Here is a 19,574-nt window from a genome sequence, read left to right on the forward strand (position 1 = left end):
GGTATGAGTAACAGTATTGTTTGGTTGCACGGCGATAGTCTTAGTCCTACCGATCCAGCGCTACTGGCGAACCCTGCTGCGCCGGTAATCTTTGTCTTTGATGAGCCACTGTTGCGCACCATGCAGCTCAGTTTCAAGCGGCTGTTCTTTCTGTACGAGTGTGCGCTAGAGGCCATTGCCGGTCGGAGCGGAAGTATTCGGCGCGGCGTCGTTGTTGAAGAGGTACGTGCCTTTGCGGCAGAATACGGGGTGACGGCGGTGCATGTCACGGCGAGCGTTGCACCACGTTTTCGCCAGTATGTGGCCGAGTTGCAGGCTGTCGGCTTGACGGTTGTGGTGCATCCGCTGCCACCCTTCGTCTCGTGGCATGGTGAACCGCCACGCCGATTTAGCGCCTTTTGGCGTTGGGTAGCAGCCGAGGCATTACATCCGACCGGGCTGGGTCCGGTGTTGCCTGACGAGCACGAGGTGGAATAATGGAGTTTCAAGGCAAAGTCGCAATTGTCACTGGCGGCGCCCAAGGCATTGGGCGGGCTACTGCGCTCGCATTGGCGCGCGAAGGGGCTGCGGTTGTCATCGCTGACCGCGATGCTGCGGCGACAACGGCGTTGGTCGAGGGGATCAATGCATGGGGAGGTCGCGCGCTTGCCGTTATCGCCGATGTCAGCGACGAGGGCGATGCTGCCCGCATTGCCAACGAGGCAGTCTTGGAGTTCGGTGGGATCGATCTGTTGGTCAATAATGCCGGTATTCAACAGCCGGGTACCATTGAAAGTACAACTTTACAACTTTGGCAAGAGATTATCAATGTTAACCTGACCGGTGTCTTTTTAGTTTCACGCTTTGTGATGCCTGAGTTGCGACGGCGCGGCGGAGGAGCCATTGTCAACGTGGCCTCGGTCTATGGGTTGCGGGCCGAAGCAGGGTGGGCAGCGTATGCTGCCTCAAAAGGCGGGGTGATTGCCTTAACCCGAGCAATGGCGCTCGATGGCGCTCCTGACGGTATTCGCGTGAATTGTGTTTGTCCCGGCTTGATCGATACATCTCTCCTACGGGCAAATGCGGCGCTCGTCAACACCCAGCGCCCCGATGAGGCGTTGCGAACGTTTGCCCGTCGGGTACCGCTTGGTCGCTTGGGGACCCCGGAAGAGGTTGCAGCGGTGATCCTCTGCTTGCTCAGCCCGACGGCTGGGTACCTGACCGGTGCGGTCATTACTGCCGATGGCGGCTGGGAAGCACGATTGTAAGCATCGAATAACGAGGAGGTCGGCGATGATTACGGTGATAGTACGGTTTTTTGCCAGTCATCGCGATATTGTGGGACGGGCAACAGCCCAGTATACCGTGGCCAAAGGTACGACTGTTGGTCAGTTGTGGGAGCAGTTGGTTGCCGACTACCCGCGCTTGGCCGGGTATACCGGCCGGTTGCTGTTTGCCGTCAATCAGCAGTTTGGTCAGCCGGCGACGGTGCTCGCTGATGGTGATGAAGTCGCATTTATTCCGCCGGTCAGTGGTGGATAACAACGTTCTGCGAGTGCGATCAGGGTAGATTCGTTGAGGATGGGGTATGGTTGAACCATTTGTGATCACAACTGAACCGCTCGATCCGGCACCGTTGGTCGCTGCGGTACAGACACCCGATGATGGTGCAGTCGTGACGTTTAGCGGTGTGGTGCGGAACCATTTTGATGGTCGGCCGACGGCATTTTTGGTCTACGAGGCCTACACCGAGATGGCCGTACCGGTGCTGCGTCAAATTGCCGATGAAGCGCGGGCACGATGGCCAATTGGGCGTGTTTGTGTTCATCACCGGGTGGGACGGCTGGAAATTGGTGAAACAGCAGTGCTCGTCGTTGTCGCTGCTCCGCATCGTGATGCAGCCTTTGCTGCCGCAGCCTATATTATGGATCGGATCAAAGAGATTGCTCCGATCTGGAAACAAGAACATTGGGCCGACGGTTCAGCTGAGTGGCGTGAATAGGTGAGGATGCGATGCCAGAATTGCCCGAAGTTGAGACCGTCGCTCGTTCGTTAGCACCACAACTGTTGGGCCGCACGATTGTTGGGTTGGCAAAACTCGATTGGCCCCGAATGTTGACCCCACCGCTGTCCGAATTTGCAACGTTGGTGGCCGGACGTCGGATCGAAGCGGTTGGCCGGCGTGCAAAGTGGTTGCTACTGACTCTCGATGCCGGGTGGACGCTGGCAATTCATTTGCGGATGTCGGGTCATTTGCTCGTTGCCGAACCGGCGGCTGTCGATGCTCCGCATGTCCATTTTGCGCTCGATCTCGATAATGGTCGACGCCTCATTTTCGACGATCAGCGGAAGTTTGGCCGAGTCCATTTACTCGATAGTACCGGTTTGCTGGCGCTTGACGCGGCCCATGGTCCCGAACCGTTGGCAGACGATTTTACGCCGGCGATACTGGCCGAGCGCTTGCGCAATCGGCAGGCGCCGATTAAGGCCCTCTTACTCGATCAGCGGTTGATCGCCGGGCTTGGCAATATCTACGCCAATGAAGCGCTCTGGTTGGCGGGGATTCATCCCCTGACGCCGGGAGGTGCACTGACGCTAGATCAGATTGCTGCTTTATACCACGCTATTCGGCTCGTGTTAGCCGAAGCTATTGCCAATCAGGGTAGCTCGCTGCGCAATTATCGTGATGGGTATGGTCGTCGTGGCAACTATCAAGAGCATTTCAACGTCTATGATCGGGTAGGAAAACCGTGTCCTCGTTGTCAAACTGCAATCGAACGGATCGTAATAGCGCAACGGAGTACCTTTTTCTGCCCATCGTGTCAAGGGTTGGTGCAGTAGTGAATATACCTGTGTACAATACAAGCACGATACGAGGAGATTGTAGTAACAAACGTTCTGTGTGAGAGGGTAATTACGTGCAAGAGCCGATTCTGCTGGTTGAAGATGATTATATTTTACAATTTTCGCTAGCTACCATCCTTCGTCGCGAGGGGTATGCTGTTGATATAGCGCGTAACGTGTCTGAAGCTCGGCTCGCGCTTGTGTCCCGTCGGCCAAGAATTGTGTTGCTCGATCTCGGTTTACCTGATGGTAGCGGTATTGATATTCTCAAAGCGTGGGCGACGGAGCCAGATCGACCATTGATCATCGTGACTACGGCTAACGACTCGCCGAAGACAGCGTTGGAGGCGCTATCGCTCGGTGCATTTGATTGTCTTACGAAGCCGATTAATCACGAGATGTTACGGTACACACTGCGTCGCGCAGTAAGTTATGACCAGCTCCGTCAGCAGGTGCGTGATTATGAGCGACTTAAAGCCGAGGTAGAAGAGGCATCGATCACGGTACGGAAGGTTGTGCATTCTATTAGTCAAGCGTTGACGGCGATCATGGGAGAAGCGCAATTAGTGCGAGAAGAAGTAACCGATGAATCGTTATTGAGCAGCCTGGATCGGATTGTGCGTATAACCGAGACGGTTGCTCAGCACGTGACAACGATCCGATCACTGCGCCTTTTTGCCTTACGTGAGAGTGGAGGTGAACAGGCTACGGAAGTCAGGCATACGTAGCGTATTTCGAGCACATATTTGGTAGTGACGGGGCGTCGATGCGCCCCATTATCATCAGAGCAAAAGGTATCCAAACCAACCCTGTTAACCGATCATCTACCGACGGAAGCAAAGGATGGATCAGCCCAATCTGAGTGCATTTCTCCCCCGTTTGTTGTCGTTGAAGCTGTTGCCACGCACCGGTTGGCTTCAGCGCGGTGTGCGTGATGTCGAGAGCATTGCTGAGCATTCGTATAGTGTTGCCGTACTCTGCTTGCTCATCGGTGATCAAATCGAGGGTATTGATCGGGGGCGCTTGCTGGCAATTGCGCTATTGCACGATTTAGCCGAGTCGCTGCTCGGTGATTTGCCGGCTACAGCAACACGGTTGTTGGGTAAAGCGACGAAGCGTCAGGCTGAGCGAGATGGTTTGGTGAGCCTGATCGGCCATTTACCACGGGCAGATGAATATCTGGCGTTATGGGAGGAATACACGGCCGGGACATCCCGCGAAGCTCGTCTGGTGAAGGCTGTCGATCGACTCGAATTGATGGCGCAGGCCCTAGCCTACGAGCGAACAGGTGTGCGTGGGCTTGACGAATTTTGGCCACCTAATGACGACTGGGCAGCCGAGTTTCCGCCGGTTGAAGCGTTGGCTGCCCATCTCCGAGCCGAGCGCACCAAACTACAGTGACAGCCCGATCCAGATGTGTAATCGTGTTGGGTACGCTCACCGTATCATGTACTTGCAGCGCGAATAGCCGCATCGAGATCGTTCCACAGATCATGAACGTCTTCGATCCCCACACTGAGTCGTAGTAGCGATGGTGGTAAATGCTCTTGGCCGGCAACTGCTGCGCGCCGTTCCATCGTCGACTCAACTGCCCCTAAGCTGGTTGCGTGGCGGATCAGTCGCACATGCCGACAAACAGCATCGGCGGCAGCCGCTCCACCGGCGACATCAAACGAAATGATCGTTCCAAATCCTTTTAACAGCCGCTTGGCGGTGGCGTGCGTCGGATGGGATGGCAATCCCGGATAACGGACACACGTGACCAGAGGATGTTCGGCCAGCCGTTGGGCGAGGATCATAGCGTTGTATTGTGCCCGTTCGAGCCTCAATGCGAGAGTCCGTGCGCCACGCACGGCCAGAAATGCTTCGAGTGTGCCGGGAATGGCGCCGGCGAGGGTACGGGTTTGGTGGATGTGCTGCCAAAGTGCTTCGTCGCGAGTAGTGATGACCCCCGCCAATAAATCGGAATGGCCGCCGATAAACTTCGTTGCCGATTGGACGGATACCGTTGCTCCTAGTTCGAGTGGTTGCTGGTTTAGCGGAGTAGCGAAGGTATTATCAACTGCCACAATAGCGCCGGGTTTGCGCGGTGCAGCACAAATCACGTCGAGATCGGCGACGGTTAGCAGCGGATTAGACGGTGACTCAAGCCAGATCAGATCGGCTTCGGTACAAGCTTGTTGCCAGGCGGCGGTATCGGTCAGGGCAATGCGTTGCACCGACCAGCGTCCGCGAGCGGCGCCGGCCATAGCCAAACCGACAACGCCCTGGTAGCAGTCGTCGGGCAAGACTACTCGTGCGCCAGACGGAAGTTGATCGAAAATGGCAGCGACTGCCGCCATCCCGGAAGCAAAGGCTACCGCTTTGCCGGCTTCTAGCCCACCGATCACCTCTTCCAGTGCTTCCCACGTTGGTGTGGAGTCACCGCGTGCATACGAACGTCCCTGACCAAGAATAAAGTTGGAGGCCGGGATCGGTGGTACGTTTAGCGGTGCGCCGGGATCGACGGTACGTCCGGCGGCTACCAGCCACGATGCGAGTTTCAGGCCGGAGGGGTGCTGCTCCATAATATACCTGCCTTTTCGTTCTATGTGATACGAGGTGCGGAAGGACGGGTAACCAATGTGGTTACAGGAGTCGTATGCTGCGACGGTGATTATTGCATTGCGAGGGTGAACTGTCAATTATCCTGGGCATGGATATATCTGTATCAAAATCAGCTATAATGACAATCAAATAACATTGTCAGCCGCTATAAGGTAACGCCAAGCTGTGCAACAGGTGTGATACGAAGGTGCAGTCAAGAGGGGCTAGTGATGGTATCACATTGCTGGGTTTTGGGTTGCGAAACTGAACGTGTGCGCTAACTTCGCCCTTCTTGTGTTCGCATCTGTGGGTTGTGATGTCGGGATCATCACCTCATCCTCGTTACCTATTGAGGAGGTCGGTGTGCAAATTGTGATTAATGGCAGTTTTTGGTCCCAGCCAACCGTAGGTATCGGTCAATACGTACACAACCTGTTGCCATGGATGTACCGGCTGGCACCACAGCATCGTTATGTGATCTTGTTACCGGCGGGTACCACGATCCCTGCACTACCCGACGGGATCGAGGCGCTACCGGTCAAGATCGGTGGTTCGCGTCAGGTTGCTAAGGTGATCTTTGAACAGGTCGCCGTGCCGGTCATTGCTGCACGCTTGGCGCGCAACGGTGAACCCACAGTGCTGTTCGTACCTTATTTTGCTCCCCCGTTACGCTCAAAATTACCGGTAGTGACGACAATTGGCGATCTCATCCCACTGTTGTTACCGGCCTACCGCGGTAGTTGGGCGGTGCGCGTCTACATGGCATTGGTACGACGGGCCGCGTTGCGCAGTGCTCACGTGCTCACGTTTTCATCGTTCAGTCGGACGACGATCTTGAACTATCTTGGCTTGTCACCCGACCGTGTAACGGTGACGTACTTAGCAGCCGGTGAGCAGTTTTGCCCGCCGATTGACAAGATTGCCGTTCAGCAGTTGGTTGCAGCCCGTTATGAGGTACAACCGCCGTTTATCTACTACGTTGGTGGGTTGGATGAGCGTAAAAATGTGTACACATTACTCCGCGCCTTTGCGCTAGTGCGGAATCGTTATCGGCATGTTACGTTAGTTATTGCCGGGCGCGCACTGGGGCGCGATCGGCGACTCTTTCCCGACATCAATCAGATGATCGCCGATCTCGGTCTCGGCTCGGCTGTACGCCGGATCGATGTACCCGTTGAGGATGGTCCATTGCTCTACCAAGCCTGTACGATCTTTACCTATCCGTCCCGCTACGAGGGGTTTGGGCTACCGCCACTTGAGGCAATGGCTTGTGCTGCACCGGTTATTGTCAGCGATGCAACATCGCTGCCGGAGGTGGTTGGCGCGGCGGCAATCAGGATTGCACCTGATGATGTGGCCGGATGGGCGACGGCGATCACCCGTCTGCTCGACGATGAGGCACTCCGTGCCGAACTCAGTCAGCGTGGTATGGTGCAGGCGGCTAGTTTTTCGTACCAGCGTACTGCAGCGACGACGCTCACCGTGCTTGAACAGGTGGCACAAGCGTTGGTGATCGAGTGCAAGCAGCACCGCAAAGAGGTGGGCTAAGGGGCGACCCACCGGATCGCGCGTACATCGGGACGTAGGGGGCGATCCACCGGATCGCGCGTACATCGGGGGACGTAGGGGCGACCCGCTAGGTCGCCCGTACATGGGGGGTCGCGCGTACAATCACCGTCTGGTTGCTGCACCAATTGGTGTATTGGGTTCGATCCCGCGCAACGCTGCCACCACTAAATCGCGGTTGAGTTGGGCAATCGTCTCGAGGCTAATCTCCTTGGGGCAGACTGCGGCGCATTCACCGATATTAGTACAATTCCCAAACCCCTCAAAGTCAGCTTGAGCAACCATATTCACCACGCGCTGATACCGTTCAGGTTGACCCTGTGGCAATAGGGCGAGGTGCGTAACCTTGGCAGCGGTGAAGAGCATTGCCGAGCCGTTGGGGCACGCCGCGACACAAGCACCACAACCGATGCAGGCAGCGGCATCCATTGCGCGGTCGGCTGCGGTCTTCGGGACGGGGATGGTATTAGCATCGGGTGCTGAGCCGGTGCTCACGCTGATATAGCCGCCGGCCTGGATAATCCGGTCGAACGCGCTGCGGTCGACAACCAAGTCTTTGATAATCGGGAAGGCAGAGGCGCGCCACGGCTCGACGGTAATTGTGTCACCGTCATTGAAGCTGCGCATATGTAACTGGCAGGTAGTAATTGCGTTTTTGGGTCCATGGGCTACACCGTTAATCATCAGTGAGCACATGCCGCAGATACCTTCCCGACAGTCGTGATCAAACGCAACCGGCTCTTCACCTTTCATGATCAATTCCTCGTTTAGCACATCGAGCATTTCGAGGAAAGACATGTCGGGATTGACATTATCCATGACATACGTCTTAAACTCGCCGGGTGTTGAACGGTTCTTTTGCCGCCAGATCTTGAGGGTGATCTTCATAGGCTATCTCCGGCCACCGGTTGGCTTGCCAACCGGTGGCAGTAAGGCTGATCGAAGTCAACGAGTGCGCTACCAACCGTCGTCTACTTATAGCTGCGCTGAGTCGGCTTGACGTATTCAAACACAAGTGGTTCCTTGTGCAGACGGGGCTTGGCGGTATCGCCGGTAAACTCCCACGCTGCTACATACGAGAACTGCTCATCGTTGCGCAGCGCTTCGCCATCAGGGGTCTGATACTCTTCGCGGAAATGACCTCCACACGACTCCTCGCGATGGAGGGCATCGATACACATCAGTTCGGCCAATTCGAGAAAATCGGCGACACGGCCAGCCTTCTCAAGAGCCTGATTCAGATCACCGGCCTCACCGGGTACATTCACGTTCTCCCAGAACTCGGCACGGATTTCGGGGATGCGGGCCAACGCCTCACGCAAGCCTTGGGCGTTGCGTGCCATGCCGCATTTATCCCACATGAGCTTGCCCAATTCGCGGTGGAAGGAATCGACAGTGCGCTTCCCGCGAATGCTGAGCAGCCGATTAATCCGCTGTTGGACTTCAGCTTCCGCTTCGGCGAATTCAGGCCGGTCGACGCTTATCCCACCGGGTTTGACTTGAGCAAGGAAGTTGGCGATGGTATAGGGCAGGATGAAGTAGCCGTCCGCCAAACCCTGCATCAGCGCCGACGCACCGAGTCGATTGGCGCCGTGATCGGAGAAGTTTGCCTCACCGATCACAAAGAGGCCGGGTATCGTACTCTGCAAATTGTAGTCGACCCACAATCCGCCCATCGTATAGTGTACGGCGGGATAGATGCGCATAGGCGTTTCGTAGGGGTCTTCACCGGTAATCTGCTTGTACATGTCAAACAGATTCCCGTAGCGTTCGGCAATCTTCTGGCGACCAAGCCGCTTAATTGCATCAGAAAAGTCGAGGTATACGCCGAGACCACCGGGACCAACACCGCGGCCTTCGTCACAGACCTGCTTAGCGGCCCGTGAGGCAATATCGCGTGGCACCAGATTACCGAAGCTAGGGTAGCGCTCCTCAAGGTAGTAATCGCGCTCGGACTCAGGAATATCCTGTGGTCGGCGAGTATCACCTTTCTTCTTCGGCACCCAAATCCGGCCATCGTTCCGCAGCGACTCCGACATGAGTGTCAATTTACTCTGATATTCGCCGCTGATAGGAATACAGGTCGGGTGAATCTGGGTAAAGCATGGGTTACCGAAGAAAGCACCGCGACGGTGTGCCCGCCAAATGGCCGTCGCGTTGCAGCCTTTGGCATTAGTGCTGAGGTAGAAGACATTCCCATAACCACCGGTCGCCAGTACCACTGCATCGGCAGCATGGCGCGTAATCTTGCCGGTCACGAGATCACGAGTAATGATACCGCGCGCCCGGCCATCGACGACCACCAGATCGAGCATCTCGGTGCGTGGGAACATCTTCACCGTACCGGCTGCGATCTGACGGCTCAGCGCCTGGTACGCACCGAGCAACAATTGCTGCCCCGTTTGACCACGAGCATAGAAGGTACGGGCCACTTGGGCGCCACCGAACGAGCGGTTATCGAGCAGACCGCCATACTCGCGGGCGAACGGCACACCTTGGGCAACGCACTGGTCGATAATATTTACCGAGACTTGAGCCAGCCGATAGACGTTACTCTCGCGAGCACGGAAGTCGCCACCCTTAATCGTATCGTAGAAGAGGCGGTAGATACTGTCGCCGTCGTTGCGATAATTTTTCGCGGCGTTAATCCCACCTTGTGCAGCGATGCTGTGCGCGCGGCGTGGACTATCCTGATAGCAAAAGCAGAGCACATTGTAGCCCGCCTCGCCCAGGGTAGCTGCGGCTGATGCTCCGGCCAGCCCAGAACCGACCACGATAATCGTGTACTTGCGACGGTTGGCCGGGTTGACCAGCTTCATCTCGAAGCGGTGCTTATCCCAACGTTGCTCAATAGGTCCGCTCGGTACCTTCGAGTCAAGGACACTCACAAACTCGACCTGCCGGGTACCGGTGCGAACCGCCGTTTCATTCTTCGTCTCGCTCATGCGGAGTTCCTCACTCTTCTAGCGTTGGGCGGAAGGTTTACGCGACAAAACCGAACAAGACCGCCAACGGGAAGGAGACATTACCGATAAAGACGGCTGCCGCTACCAGGATTGCTAGCCCGCGTAACAGCCGATCGTAGGTGCGATTGTTCCAACCAAGGGTTTGGAACATACTCCAAACGCCGTGGTACAGGTGTAGCCCAAGAAAAACCATCGTTAGCAGATAGAAACCGACGATCAGCGGATTCTGAAACCCATACACGACGTTGTTGTAGGTCTCATACACATCGCCGTGCGGATGGATGAACTGACCCGGCTCGTAGCCAACAACGCCAAAAGTCAAGTGGAGAATGTGATATACGATGAAGAAGAAGATCAACACCCCGCCGAACCGCATCGTGTAGTCGGCGTAGCTCGATTGGCGCTTGTGTTGACCGTAGCGACGGATAGCCGAAATGCTGCTGCCCCGTAGGCTGCGTTGACTCTGTAATGTCAGGCTGGTTGCGGCCCAGATATGCAAAAAGACCGAGGCCAACAGGATCACGCGCGCAATCCACAGGAGGTGTTCGTGTCCGAAAACGGGATAACCGAGTGATCGCAGGCCGGCGGCATACGCATTATAGACTTCGGGACCCTGATACATTTTCAGATTGCCGTACATGTGAAACACTACAAAACCGACGAGAATGAAGCCGGTTACGGCCATTATTACCTTCTTGCCGACCGACGTGCGGGTGAGGGTGAGCACTCCTGTCATCGTTCCATCCTTCCCTTACCGAAGACCACCATCTCCCTATAAAATCAAGAGAATGACAGTCAACTGCCGGCTTGTGCCGGCAGTAGTACATTGTTCGTGACTTGATCTACAAAATATTACACTGCTACTGAATTATAACGGAATTCCGATCAATTGTCTACCAACTACAACGATAGCACTATACTTTGTGAAGAAACACGCGAGGCTTCACAATGCGATCAAACGCGATTGGCATAGCAGTGACGAGACGAGCAAAGAACTTGCTGATCTTGAATCAATAGCAAAAAAGTCTGTAATAGGTCGTAAATATGACGCAATCAAGAATCGGTTGGCTAGAGGTGTTGGGCATGATAACAAAGCGACACAGCGATCTGTGTCGCTTGTTGATCGCGTGCTTATGGTGGTCGTTATAAATCCAACCGCACCTTGGCCCCGAAATTTTTCTTCTCCTTGCTGGGGAAGTACGAAAGGCACGCTGCATCGAGCAGATCGGGGCTGAGGGTAGGCGTTTCCATATTGTAACGCGCGATCGCGATCAACTGGTCGAGAATATCACGCGGCTGACACATACGGAACGGCCGATTATCAGGACGAAACCACTTTGCGATCAGATAATCGATACTACGGTCATCGTAAGGCACTTTCCGCACCTTACACATAATCTTCCAGATCTCGCGCCATTGGTCTTCGGTCGGATCGATGATTTCGATCTTAAACTTGATCCGGCGCAGCAGGGCATCATCACCAAGGTCCTTGGGATCAAGATTGGTGCTGAACATAATCAGTTGATCAAACGGAATCTGAATCTTCTGCCCAGAGACCGTATTGAGAAAGTCGTAGCGCTTTTCCAGCGGTACGATCCAGCGATTCAGCAAATCAAAGACGCGCACCTGTTGGCGGCCGAAGTCATCGATCAGAAAGATGCCACAGTTGGCTTTCATCTGGAATGGTGCTTCATAGACTTTTGAGGTCGGGTTGTAGACAAGGTTCAGTTGCTCGAGCGTCAATTCACCACCAACAATCACGACCGGACGGCTAATCCGAATCCAGCGCTTGTCGTACTCAGTCTCTTCAGGAAGTGGTCGTCGTGGCGGCTCATGAATCACCGAATCGTACATCTTGATAATCGCACCGTCGGCGTAGATAGCGTAGGGAATGAAGATATCATCACCCATCAGATAGGTGATCCGCTCGGCGATAGTCGTCTTCCCATTGCCGGGGTATCCGAAGAGCATCACCGATGAGCCGGAATTGACGGCGGGACCAACCATATTCAGGATCGACTCGTCTATCACGAGTCCTTCAAACGCATCACGGATATTACGACGAGTAACTTTGACCTTCTTCACCGTCTGCGCTTTCACCGACTCGATCCACGCATCGAGGGGCACCGGGCACACACCGGTGTACTGTACCTTCTCCATCGCCGCTTGCGCAGCCGTTTGACCACGCGGTGTCAAAATGTATTCGTAGTTAATATCGCCAAAACCACGTTGACCGACGATGTCGATTTGCTCCACATTCCGCAGGTCAATAATAATGGGTTCGATCACGCGGTAAAACAGCCCCATTGCATTGGCCAATTCCATACCGGTCGCTCGACCCTTGTTGTAGAGAATGCGAAGGAATTGTTCGGTCAGGAAGGTACGGTTGAGGCCGGTTTCTTCGATAGTGACCGGTTGCGCCGGTAAGAAAGAGTTGTTCATTGTCGGACGGGCCTCTTCGTCCGACGGTGGGGGGTCGCCAAGGAGGTGCAGCGAGGCAATATTTTCGCCCCGAGCGCGTGCTTCGCCGATCAAGCGTTCGAGATCGGTGATGTGCATTTGCAGATGCAAGAGCGCATCAACATCGTTTTTCGCCTGCGCCTCTTTTAGACAGGCATAGACGGCTCGCGCAACCGTGTACTTCACGCCATCGATGTAGATGTGGTGGCAGTACTCCTGGTTGCGCACATAACAATCGCGTGGATGGCTTTTACGCGCCAACATCTCTTCGTATGAGCGTTGATCGAGTAAATAACGCATAAGGCTCCCTTTGTCGGTAGTAGGTGTGAAATGGGAATAACCCGTCACAAGCGTGGGAACGGAGGCATCAATGGTGCCGAGGTAAGGTTCGTACTTCTATTATTGTAACCCAATTAGCGAACCATCGTACTACCAATTGTGACGAATCGTGAGCGATCTAGCTCATGATAATGCCTAAAAACCGACTTGACAAGAACAAGTGTTCTAAACTATAATCAGAACAAATGTTCGATCATTCTGCACACAATGATGGGTACGATAGCGCTCACGCAAGCGCGGGGCAAGCGGTGCCGTCATCGACGGTTGACAATCTACAATCCTGTACTACTTGATAACAGAGCGGAGCAAGTGGTGCCGTCATCGATGAGGAAGGAGGGCAGGTATGGCAACCACCAGTCGCGTATTATCACCGACACGACGTTCAGTTGGAGTGTATACCATTGTTCGGTGGCTCGTGACGGCGACGGTCATCGTAGCAATCGCCATCATCGTGAGCGTCGTGATTGACTTTGGTCGCATCGTGCTCGATGACTGGCGTTATGGGCGACCACGAACCACCCATCTCACCGGCTATGCTGGTTTAGCTGCCGAGCGGACAGGGCATCCGTCTCACTTTATTGCTATGAATCTCGATCGACAAACCGTGATCGTCGTGTTACCCGGTGGTGACCCGACCTACGTGCAGACGTGGCAAGGCCCATACCTATTTGGGTTACATGAAGATCTCACCCCTGTGGTATTATCTTTGGCAGACGCTGATGGTGATGGTTTGGCCGATCTCGTCGTCACCATCCACAACGAGCAAGTGGTGTATCTCAACCGTGACGGTACATTTCGCCTGCCTAACCCCGAAGAGTGGCACCGGCTGGCACAGGAGCGAAGCAAGTGAGTGCCTTCTCTCGCCGCAACCGGAATCGGCGCTTGGGCCAACCGCTCTTTTCAATTGAAGAGACGGAGTCTGTTCAGCGTCTCCCAAGGCAACCGCTTGCTGAATTGACGTCCGATCTCGATGCCTTGCTCGAACAGCATGTTCAGCCGTCTCGTTCTGAAGAGCCTATCGGGTTGCGTGTGCCCGAAGATGTGAGATCGGCGTACCGACGGGCGCAGCGGAGCCGGACGGATGCTTATCATCGCCCACAAACACATCAGGAAACTGCCAAACACGCCCGGCCCGCAACGCCGGAACGGTCCGTCACCGATCACACTGCGCTCTCGGCGCCGCCGCGTGGCAACACAGCGCCGCCAATTCCGTCAGCAAGGCATACTGTTGGCGCTTATGCGAGGAGCAATGATTCATCGTCAACCGCACAGTTGGTGGCCGGGCCAGAACGAACGCTGGTAACATTAGCCCGAGACGCTGTTGCAGTAGGTGTTGATCGGAGACTACGCAACAACCGATTAGCCGATTCGACATCTGTGGGTTTCACACCTCTGCCCGAAGCAACCGACCTGCCCCTGCCGGTAGGGCAGCGTTCTACTCCATGGTTGTGGGCTGCTCGAGCCAATCAGTGGCCGGTGATGGTAGGGATTGGCTTGGTAAGCCTCGTGATTATCGTTGTTTGGTTAGCGACCTTATCGCGTTCACCTATCTTGAGCTTTCAGTACGCGGTGGATATTAGCCGAGCGGTGCAGGTGAATGCTGCCAGTCTCACCAATATCCCGGCACTAGGTGATCACCGACTGCGTTCGGCGCCAAGTCTGACGCCGGCGCAGATCGATGAGATTCTGCGCAGCTATGGCTCGCCGGCAACCGGTACCGGTGAGATCTGGTACCGCCTTGGGTTGGAGTACAACATCGATCCAGCCTATGCGATAGCTTTCTTTATTCATGAGAGTGGTGCCGGGACGAACCCGAATTGGGCCGGTATGAAGCCCGATGGTAGTACAACGCACAATGTCGGTAACATTATTTGTGCTGGTTATCCGACGTGCTATGGCCGGTTTCGTGATTACCCCGACTGGGAGACCGGGATTGCCGATTGGTATCGGCTTATCGATGTCGAGTATATTCGTTGGCGTGGTTTGCAAACCGTGGCTGACATTATTCCGATTTATGCGCCGTCGTTTGAAAATGACGTGCAGGGCTACATACAGGTTGTGACCGGTCTTGTCGATCGGTGGCGGAGTGGTCAAATTCCCTAGCGCTAGTCATACGGCGATTGGTGCAGCCTCAGTGCGCTGCTGTTGATGGCGGTGAATGTATACCGAGACGTTCGGCTTCGCTCTTTCAGAATTACTGTCCCTCTCGCGGTCGGTGATGAGTCAATGAGTGCTTGTGCTGTGGGCCGCGATCTTTTGTGGGCAAGACATGTCGTTGAAAACATCGTACTGAAGAACGTTGGCGATGAACAATTGCCCGATAGTTCAAGATATTTCAATCACGAATACCAATGTTCAGTGGTGTTATTAGGTTTTAAGCTCCATGCGACCAATTATGATTATTATCACACTTCTAGTTCTTGTCTTCATCTTCAGCGCTCTACCGCGCTTGTTCACCCCTTCCCAACCTGTGCTAAGCAATTGGCGTGGTTCGGTTGATCAGGCACTGAAGGTCAACAGTATCAATGCCGCAGCGCAGGAAGCGTTAGTCGGCGTGGCACAGCCGCAGGGTCGTGGCTTTGATGCTGCTATGATTCCGAGTGGTAATCCATTGCGGGCAGCTAATACTGTCATGACGCAGGGCTATGGTGTGGGTACGCATGCCCCGGCACAGGTTTGGGGAGCCGTCGATCTCGCGCTCGATGGAGATGGCGATGGTAAAGCCGATCCCGCCGGGACGCAGAACCAACCGGTGTATGCAACGCACGCCGGGCACGTCACCTTAACCTACGATAGCTGGCCGGCAGGAAATCATATCTGGGTGACGAACGAACTCTACCGCACCGGTTACTCGCATCTTAGTGGGTTTGCGGTGAGTGATGGTCAGTGGGTCAATCCCGGCGATCTGATCGGCTATATCGGCTCGACCGGTATGTCAAGTGGGCCACATTTGGATTATCAGGTTTGGGTTTGGCGTGATAGCCAGTGGATAAATCAAAATCCCCTTGATTATGGTGTGTTTGCGCAGTAAGTTTTTTTGCCTGCCTTGTGTCTGTGATGGGAGGTGCCCCAGCGATCACGAATGAAAAAAGTGCTCCGAGTAGTGTGTGCGCTGCGGGGTGACCGGTATGCCAGAAGTTGGAGTGGCAATTGATGCACTGTAGTTTCTAAGCCCTCGATGATGACCCGCCGTCCCAGCGAACATACCGACATCTGCGTCTGAGGTGGGGCGATCGTCCTCCGGCGAATGCACTGGGTATCGCGGCGCGCCCCACTTGCGGTTTGCCTGTTCAGCGAACATACCGACATCTGTGTCTGAGGTGGGGCGATCGTCCTCCGGCGAATGCACCGGGTATCGCGGCGCGCCCCGCTTGCGGTTGCTGGGTTCTCTGTGGTGATCCACTCTCCAAGAGCGACAGGCTCATCGGAAGATAGCCTACGTCAGATAACTTTATACTCAACCACCGCAAACCGAAAGCCGCAATGCGGCTCAGCCTCTTTTCTGACCAACTGCGATATTGCGTTGAGCATTGACTGTGCAACGATATTGTTCGGTTCAAGATAGCAAGTACGTTCGAGATAGCGTATTGTCCAATCAAATTGGTTACGCTGTGAGGCACTACAGGCGAGAAGTAGCCATGCTTTAGCATTATTTGGGTTGAGCTTGAGGGCGACGTGAATATATTTCGCTGCATCGTGATACCGACTTTTCCCCAGTAACTTTTCTGCATGCTGTAGAAGGAAGGTCCGACTCAGGAACCACACAATGGCGGTAAGGCAGATGAAACTATTGATAACGTTCAAGCCAGTCTGCATCATCCACAGACCACCAACGAGTATTACCGGTAATTCTGGCATTTGGAGCAATATCCGACCCAGTTGGTGAGTGGCGAGGCGATGCGGGCGAATGCGCGGACGTGTGACCTTGTCCTTTCCTACCTTGAGAACATCTGCACTAAGGCTGTTATGGGTGAGGCGCTGTTGGCTAATCGTCTTGTACGGACGTGCGGTCATGTCTTTTCCTCCCTCTGAAACAAGCGCTTATCAATCCAAGATCAGTTGATAGGCAGGACGCGCTATCTGTGTTCGGTTGTTGTGTAAGGCTGCTACGCACAAGATAACAGAGGGTTGTGACATGTACAGTCACATTTTGATGGTCCTTACTTCTCGGCTTCCTCGCTTCACCGAGGGAGTGGGAGAGAGACGAATGCCGGCAGCTCAGGGAGAAGTGAAGTATGGTGATTGAGGACGGTGGCAGGTTGGCGAAGCGCAAGCAGGACCCCCTCTCCCGCAACGTGGAAGTGGGGCGAGGGCTATCGAACGGCGCCAAGTGGTGCAGCTTTACCCAACCGGAGCTGTCCGCAACGTGGGAGCGGGGCGGGGGTGAGGGCTATCGCAACACTAAAACCAACACGCAGGGCTGCCAAGCGACAACCCTGCGTGTTGTAATGTCTAGTGGTGGAGATGGGGGGAGTCGAACCCCCGTCCAGAAAGCTAGACCGCAGACATCTACAGGTTTAGCCCCTCGCTTTATCTCGCCCGTAGTCGCGCGAGTGGCAGAGCGACCGGCGGGCCAGCCTGTTGTCTTAGCCGATAGTGCTCAGGCAAGCACTACCGGAGCACCCGATATGCGACGCTCGATCCGCAACTATCGGGAAAGCTGCGGTGAGCGCGCTGCCAATCTTAGGCAGCGAGGGCCAGCCGAGGCTGAACCCGAGCGTTGTTGTTGGCAGTTGTTGCCTTGCCCCTTTTACGTGACTGGGCAGCACGACCTGCAGTCTACGGTGTTCACTCCCTGTCGAAACCGGAGCATCCCCCTAGTCCACCAATGTAGTATAGCAACTTTGATCGGTATGTCAATCGGTCTTACGATAGAGATGTGTTAACATGCCCGCTTTCTGCTCGCTTGCACGGAAATGCACGATGCGAGATACTATACATGTCGCAATGATTCTGAAATAAGTCCAAGGTGCCGAGATGGTGCGCAAAGCGTGAATGACGGTGAGAAGGCGACGTCCTTAGGACAAGGTGAGTGGAGGAGAAGTCAATGACCGGGTTGTACGAAGTGGGTTTGGCCAAGACAGCAGCCAACTATGTGCCGCTGACACCATTATCGTTTCTCAAGCGTACAGCAATGGTGTATCCACAGTTACCGGCAGTTATCCATGGTCAGCGTCGTTATACGTGGGCCCAGGTCTATGAGCGAGTACGTCGGTTGGCATCGGCGTTGCGGGCTGCCGGTGTGGGCCAACACGATACGGTTGCTGCTGTGCTGAGTAATACACCGGAGATGTATGAGTGCCATTTTGGGGTACCGGGGGCCGGCGCTGTGCTCAATACGATCAATGTTCGTCTCGATGCGGCGACCATTGCTTTTATCCTTGAGCACGGCGAGGCTAAGGTGTTGATCACCGACCGTGAGTTTGCGCCGGTGGTGAAGGCTGCGCTTGACCGGATTGAACGTTCGTTGTTGGTGATCGATGTCGATGATCCAGAGTATACCGGTCCCGGTGACCGACTTGGTACGGTTGAGTATGAGCAGTTTATTGCCAGTGGTGATCCGGCGTTTGAGTTGATCTATCCTGCTGATGAGTGGGAGGCGATTACGTTGAATTATACCTCGGGCACTACGGCAAACCCAAAGGGGGTCGTGTATCATCATCGCGGTACGTACCTCAATGCACTCTCAAATATTGTCTCGTGGGGAATGCCGCATCATGCGGTGTATCTGTGGACACTGCCGATGTTTCATTGCAACGGTTGGTGCTTCCCGTGGACGATGGCGGCCAACGCCGGAACCAATGTCTGTTTGCGTAAGGTGGATGCCGGTTTGATCTGGCAAGCGATTGAGGAACATCGGTTGACCCACTATTGCGGTGCGCCGATTGTGCATTCGCTGATCGCCAATAACGCACCGGCACACTGGCGGGCTGGACAGGGGACACATAAAGTCAGTGGCTTGATTGCAGCCGCTCCGCCACCGGTAGCCGTCTTGCAGGCAATGGCTGAGATCGGGTTTGAGATTACCCACGTCTATGGCTTGACCGAGACATATGGTCCGGCAGCGGTGTGTGCGAAACAGCCCGATTGGCATCGCTTGCCGATCGAAGAACAGGCACGCTTAAATGGCCGGCAAGGGGTGAATTATCACGCTGAAGAGGCAGTCAGTGTGCTTGATCCGGTAACGATGCAACCGGTGCCGTGGGATGGGCAAACGATGGGTGAGGTGATGTTCCGTGGCAATATTGTGATGAAGGGGTATCTGAAAAACCCAACGGCAACCGAAGCTGCTTTTCGCGATGGATGGTTCCATTCCGGTGATTTGGCTGTCGTACATCCTGACGGCTATATCAAGATTACCGACCGTGCGAAGGATATTATCATTTCAGGTGGCGAAAATATTTCGTCGATTGAGGTTGAAGATGCGCTTTATAAACATCCGGCGGTGTTATTGGCCGCAGTTGTGGCGGCTCCCGATCCGAAGTGGGGTGAGGTGCCACACGCCTTTATCGAGTTGCGTGATGGGATGACGGTCACTGAGGAGGAGTTGCAGCAGCATTGCCGACAGTATTTGGCCGGTTATAAGATTCCGAAGAAGTTTACCTTTGGGCCATTGCCTAAAACCTCGACCGGTAAGATTCAGAAGTATATCCTGCGAGAACAGGCTAAATCTCGACAGGCTATTGCCGATGTTTGAAACGCAAAGACGCAAAGACGCAAAGACGCAAAGACGCAAAGACGCAAAGACGCAAAGGGCGCAAAGGGCGCAAAGGGCGCAAAGGATGAGGTTGTGGTAACAGCAATACTTTGCGCCTTTGCGTTATTAGGCTTGGA

18 protein-coding genes and 1 other RNA gene are annotated in these 19,574 nt (G+C 54.7%); 12 read left to right on the forward strand and 7 right to left on the reverse strand.

The genetic code is table 11. The features are described from left to right. Window positions 1–3 precede the first annotated feature (3 nt). The 7 genes from AC01ZF_RS03355 (at window position 4) to AC01ZF_RS03385 (ending at window position 4,224) form a co-directional block, all read left to right on the forward strand. Window positions 4–477, forward strand: a complete 474-nt coding sequence (locus AC01ZF_RS03355; RefSeq protein WP_424675836.1) for a cryptochrome/DNA photolyase family protein — start codon at window positions 4–6, stop codon at window positions 475–477. Next, window positions 477–1,247, forward strand: coding sequence for an SDR family NAD(P)-dependent oxidoreductase (locus AC01ZF_RS03360; RefSeq protein ID WP_428131885.1), 771 nt, complete (start codon window positions 477–479; stop codon window positions 1,245–1,247). The genes AC01ZF_RS03355 and AC01ZF_RS03360 overlap by 1 nt, the downstream gene beginning before the upstream one ends. A 25-nt stretch (window positions 1,248–1,272) precedes the next feature. After that, window positions 1,273–1,521, forward strand: coding sequence for a molybdopterin converting factor subunit 1 (gene moaD / locus AC01ZF_RS03365; protein ID WP_424675838.1), 249 nt, complete (start codon window positions 1,273–1,275; stop codon window positions 1,519–1,521). A gap of 46 nt (window positions 1,522–1,567) precedes the next feature. Further along, a complete protein-coding gene (locus tag AC01ZF_RS03370) occupies window positions 1,568–1,981 on the forward strand; it encodes a molybdenum cofactor biosynthesis protein MoaE (protein WP_424675839.1) in 414 nt (137 codons plus the stop codon). Window positions 1,982–1,992: 11 nt separating this feature from the next. After that, window positions 1,993–2,820 carry a bifunctional DNA-formamidopyrimidine glycosylase/DNA-(apurinic or apyrimidinic site) lyase gene (gene mutM / locus AC01ZF_RS03375; protein WP_424675840.1) on the forward strand — a complete coding sequence of 276 codons (828 nt, stop codon included), beginning with the start codon at window positions 1,993–1,995 and terminating at the stop codon, window positions 2,818–2,820. A gap of 77 nt (window positions 2,821–2,897) precedes the next feature. After that, window positions 2,898–3,551: a response regulator gene (locus tag AC01ZF_RS03380; protein WP_424675841.1), complete on the forward strand. Its 654-nt coding sequence runs from the start codon at window positions 2,898–2,900 to the stop codon at window positions 3,549–3,551. Between the two features lie 115 nt (window positions 3,552–3,666). Further along, on the forward strand, window positions 3,667–4,224 hold the full coding sequence (locus AC01ZF_RS03385) for an HD domain-containing protein (RefSeq protein WP_424675842.1): 558 nt from the start codon (window positions 3,667–3,669) through the stop codon (window positions 4,222–4,224). Window positions 4,225–4,268: 44 nt separating this feature from the next. Here AC01ZF_RS03385 and AC01ZF_RS03390 read toward each other — a convergent pair whose 3' ends face one another. Then, a complete protein-coding gene (locus AC01ZF_RS03390) occupies window positions 4,269–5,390 on the reverse strand; it encodes a trans-sulfuration enzyme family protein (RefSeq protein ID WP_428112733.1) in 1,122 nt (373 codons plus the stop codon). Window positions 5,391–5,772: 382 nt separating this feature from the next. Between AC01ZF_RS03390 and AC01ZF_RS03395 the strand changes: the two genes are divergently transcribed. Beyond that, the gene (locus AC01ZF_RS03395; RefSeq protein WP_424675844.1) at window positions 5,773–6,957 is read left to right on the forward strand and encodes a glycosyltransferase family 4 protein; all 1,185 of its coding nucleotides are present in this window, start codon (window positions 5,773–5,775) and stop codon (window positions 6,955–6,957) included. Window positions 6,958–7,080: 123 nt separating this feature from the next. Here AC01ZF_RS03395 and AC01ZF_RS03400 read toward each other — a convergent pair whose 3' ends face one another. The 4 genes from AC01ZF_RS03400 to AC01ZF_RS03415 all read right to left on the reverse strand — a co-directional run bounded on the left by AC01ZF_RS03400 (window position 7,081) and on the right by AC01ZF_RS03415 (window position 12,701). Continuing rightward, a complete protein-coding gene (locus tag AC01ZF_RS03400; protein WP_424675845.1) occupies window positions 7,081–7,863 on the reverse strand; it encodes a succinate dehydrogenase/fumarate reductase iron-sulfur subunit in 783 nt (260 codons plus the stop codon). An 83-nt stretch (window positions 7,864–7,946) separates the two neighbouring features. Then, window positions 7,947–9,920: a fumarate reductase/succinate dehydrogenase flavoprotein subunit gene (locus AC01ZF_RS03405; RefSeq protein WP_424675846.1), complete on the reverse strand. Its 1,974-nt coding sequence runs from the start codon at window positions 9,918–9,920 to the stop codon at window positions 7,947–7,949. A gap of 37 nt (window positions 9,921–9,957) precedes the next feature. Next, complete coding sequence (locus AC01ZF_RS03410) at window positions 9,958–10,677, reverse strand: succinate dehydrogenase cytochrome b subunit (protein ID WP_424675847.1); 720 nt, start codon at window positions 10,675–10,677, stop codon at window positions 9,958–9,960. Between the two features lie 407 nt (window positions 10,678–11,084). Continuing rightward, window positions 11,085–12,701, reverse strand: a complete 1,617-nt coding sequence (locus AC01ZF_RS03415; RefSeq protein WP_424675848.1) for an ATP-binding protein — start codon at window positions 12,699–12,701, stop codon at window positions 11,085–11,087. 382 nt (window positions 12,702–13,083) lie between these two features. Here AC01ZF_RS03415 and AC01ZF_RS03420 point away from each other — a divergent pair, with 382 nt between their 5' ends. From AC01ZF_RS03420 to AC01ZF_RS03430, 3 genes are all read left to right on the forward strand, one after another. Beyond that, a complete protein-coding gene (locus AC01ZF_RS03420) occupies window positions 13,084–13,590 on the forward strand; it encodes a hypothetical protein (RefSeq protein ID WP_428112731.1) in 507 nt (168 codons plus the stop codon). Then, window positions 13,587–14,843: a glucosaminidase domain-containing protein gene (locus AC01ZF_RS03425; RefSeq protein WP_424675850.1), complete on the forward strand. Its 1,257-nt coding sequence runs from the start codon at window positions 13,587–13,589 to the stop codon at window positions 14,841–14,843. The genes AC01ZF_RS03420 and AC01ZF_RS03425 overlap by 4 nt, the downstream gene beginning before the upstream one ends. A gap of 280 nt (window positions 14,844–15,123) precedes the next feature. Continuing rightward, window positions 15,124–15,771 (forward strand): M23 family metallopeptidase, encoded by a 648-nt coding sequence (locus AC01ZF_RS03430; protein ID WP_476575116.1) that lies wholly within the window; start codon window positions 15,124–15,126, stop codon window positions 15,769–15,771. A gap of 410 nt (window positions 15,772–16,181) precedes the next feature. Here AC01ZF_RS03430 and AC01ZF_RS03435 read toward each other — a convergent pair whose 3' ends face one another. Beyond that, entirely contained in the window at window positions 16,182–16,754 is a 573-nt protein-coding gene (locus AC01ZF_RS03435; RefSeq protein WP_424675852.1) for a hypothetical protein, read from the reverse strand. A gap of 442 nt (window positions 16,755–17,196) precedes the next feature. Continuing rightward, window positions 17,197–17,557: a transfer-messenger RNA gene (gene ssrA / locus AC01ZF_RS03440) on the reverse strand. A 230-nt stretch (window positions 17,558–17,787) separates the two neighbouring features. On the opposite strand from ssrA, the gene AC01ZF_RS03445 reads away from it, so the two are divergent. Next, window positions 17,788–19,437: an acyl-CoA synthetase gene (locus AC01ZF_RS03445; RefSeq protein ID WP_476575117.1), complete on the forward strand. Its 1,650-nt coding sequence runs from the start codon at window positions 17,788–17,790 to the stop codon at window positions 19,435–19,437. Window positions 19,438–19,574 lie beyond the last annotated feature (137 nt).

Source organism: Chloroflexus sp., from assembly GCF_056331925.1.

Bases quoted from the DNA above. Each gene is read 5' to 3' on its own strand.
- moaD (WP_424675838.1), top strand. From the start codon at position 1,273: ATGATTACGGTGATAGTACGGTTTTTTGCCAGTCATCGCGATATTGTG.
- AC01ZF_RS03430 (WP_476575116.1), top strand. From the start codon at position 15,124: ATGCGACCAATTATGATTATTATCACACTTCTAGTTCTTGTCTTCATC.
- AC01ZF_RS03400 (WP_424675845.1), bottom strand. From the start codon at position 7,863: ATGAAGATCACCCTCAAGATCTGGCGGCAAAAGAACCGTTCAACACCC.
- AC01ZF_RS03370 (WP_424675839.1), top strand. From the start codon at position 1,568: ATGGTTGAACCATTTGTGATCACAACTGAACCGCTCGATCCGGCACCG.
- AC01ZF_RS03415 (WP_424675848.1), bottom strand. From the start codon at position 12,701: ATGCGTTATTTACTCGATCAACGCTCATACGAAGAGATGTTGGCGCGT.
- AC01ZF_RS03435 (WP_424675852.1), bottom strand. From the start codon at position 16,754: ATGACCGCACGTCCGTACAAGACGATTAGCCAACAGCGCCTCACCCAT.
- AC01ZF_RS03410 (WP_424675847.1), bottom strand. From the start codon at position 10,677: ATGACAGGAGTGCTCACCCTCACCCGCACGTCGGTCGGCAAGAAGGTA.
- AC01ZF_RS03390 (WP_428112733.1), bottom strand. From the start codon at position 5,390: ATGGAGCAGCACCCCTCCGGCCTGAAACTCGCATCGTGGCTGGTAGCC.
- AC01ZF_RS03385 (WP_424675842.1), top strand. From the start codon at position 3,667: ATGGATCAGCCCAATCTGAGTGCATTTCTCCCCCGTTTGTTGTCGTTG.
- mutM (WP_424675840.1), top strand. From the start codon at position 1,993: ATGCCAGAATTGCCCGAAGTTGAGACCGTCGCTCGTTCGTTAGCACCA.
- AC01ZF_RS03420 (WP_428112731.1), top strand. From the start codon at position 13,084: ATGGCAACCACCAGTCGCGTATTATCACCGACACGACGTTCAGTTGGA.
- AC01ZF_RS03355 (WP_424675836.1), top strand. From the start codon at position 4: ATGAGTAACAGTATTGTTTGGTTGCACGGCGATAGTCTTAGTCCTACC.
- AC01ZF_RS03405 (WP_424675846.1), bottom strand. From the start codon at position 9,920: ATGAGCGAGACGAAGAATGAAACGGCGGTTCGCACCGGTACCCGGCAG.
- AC01ZF_RS03445 (WP_476575117.1), top strand. From the start codon at position 17,788: ATGACCGGGTTGTACGAAGTGGGTTTGGCCAAGACAGCAGCCAACTAT.
- AC01ZF_RS03360 (WP_428131885.1), top strand. From the start codon at position 477: ATGGAGTTTCAAGGCAAAGTCGCAATTGTCACTGGCGGCGCCCAAGGC.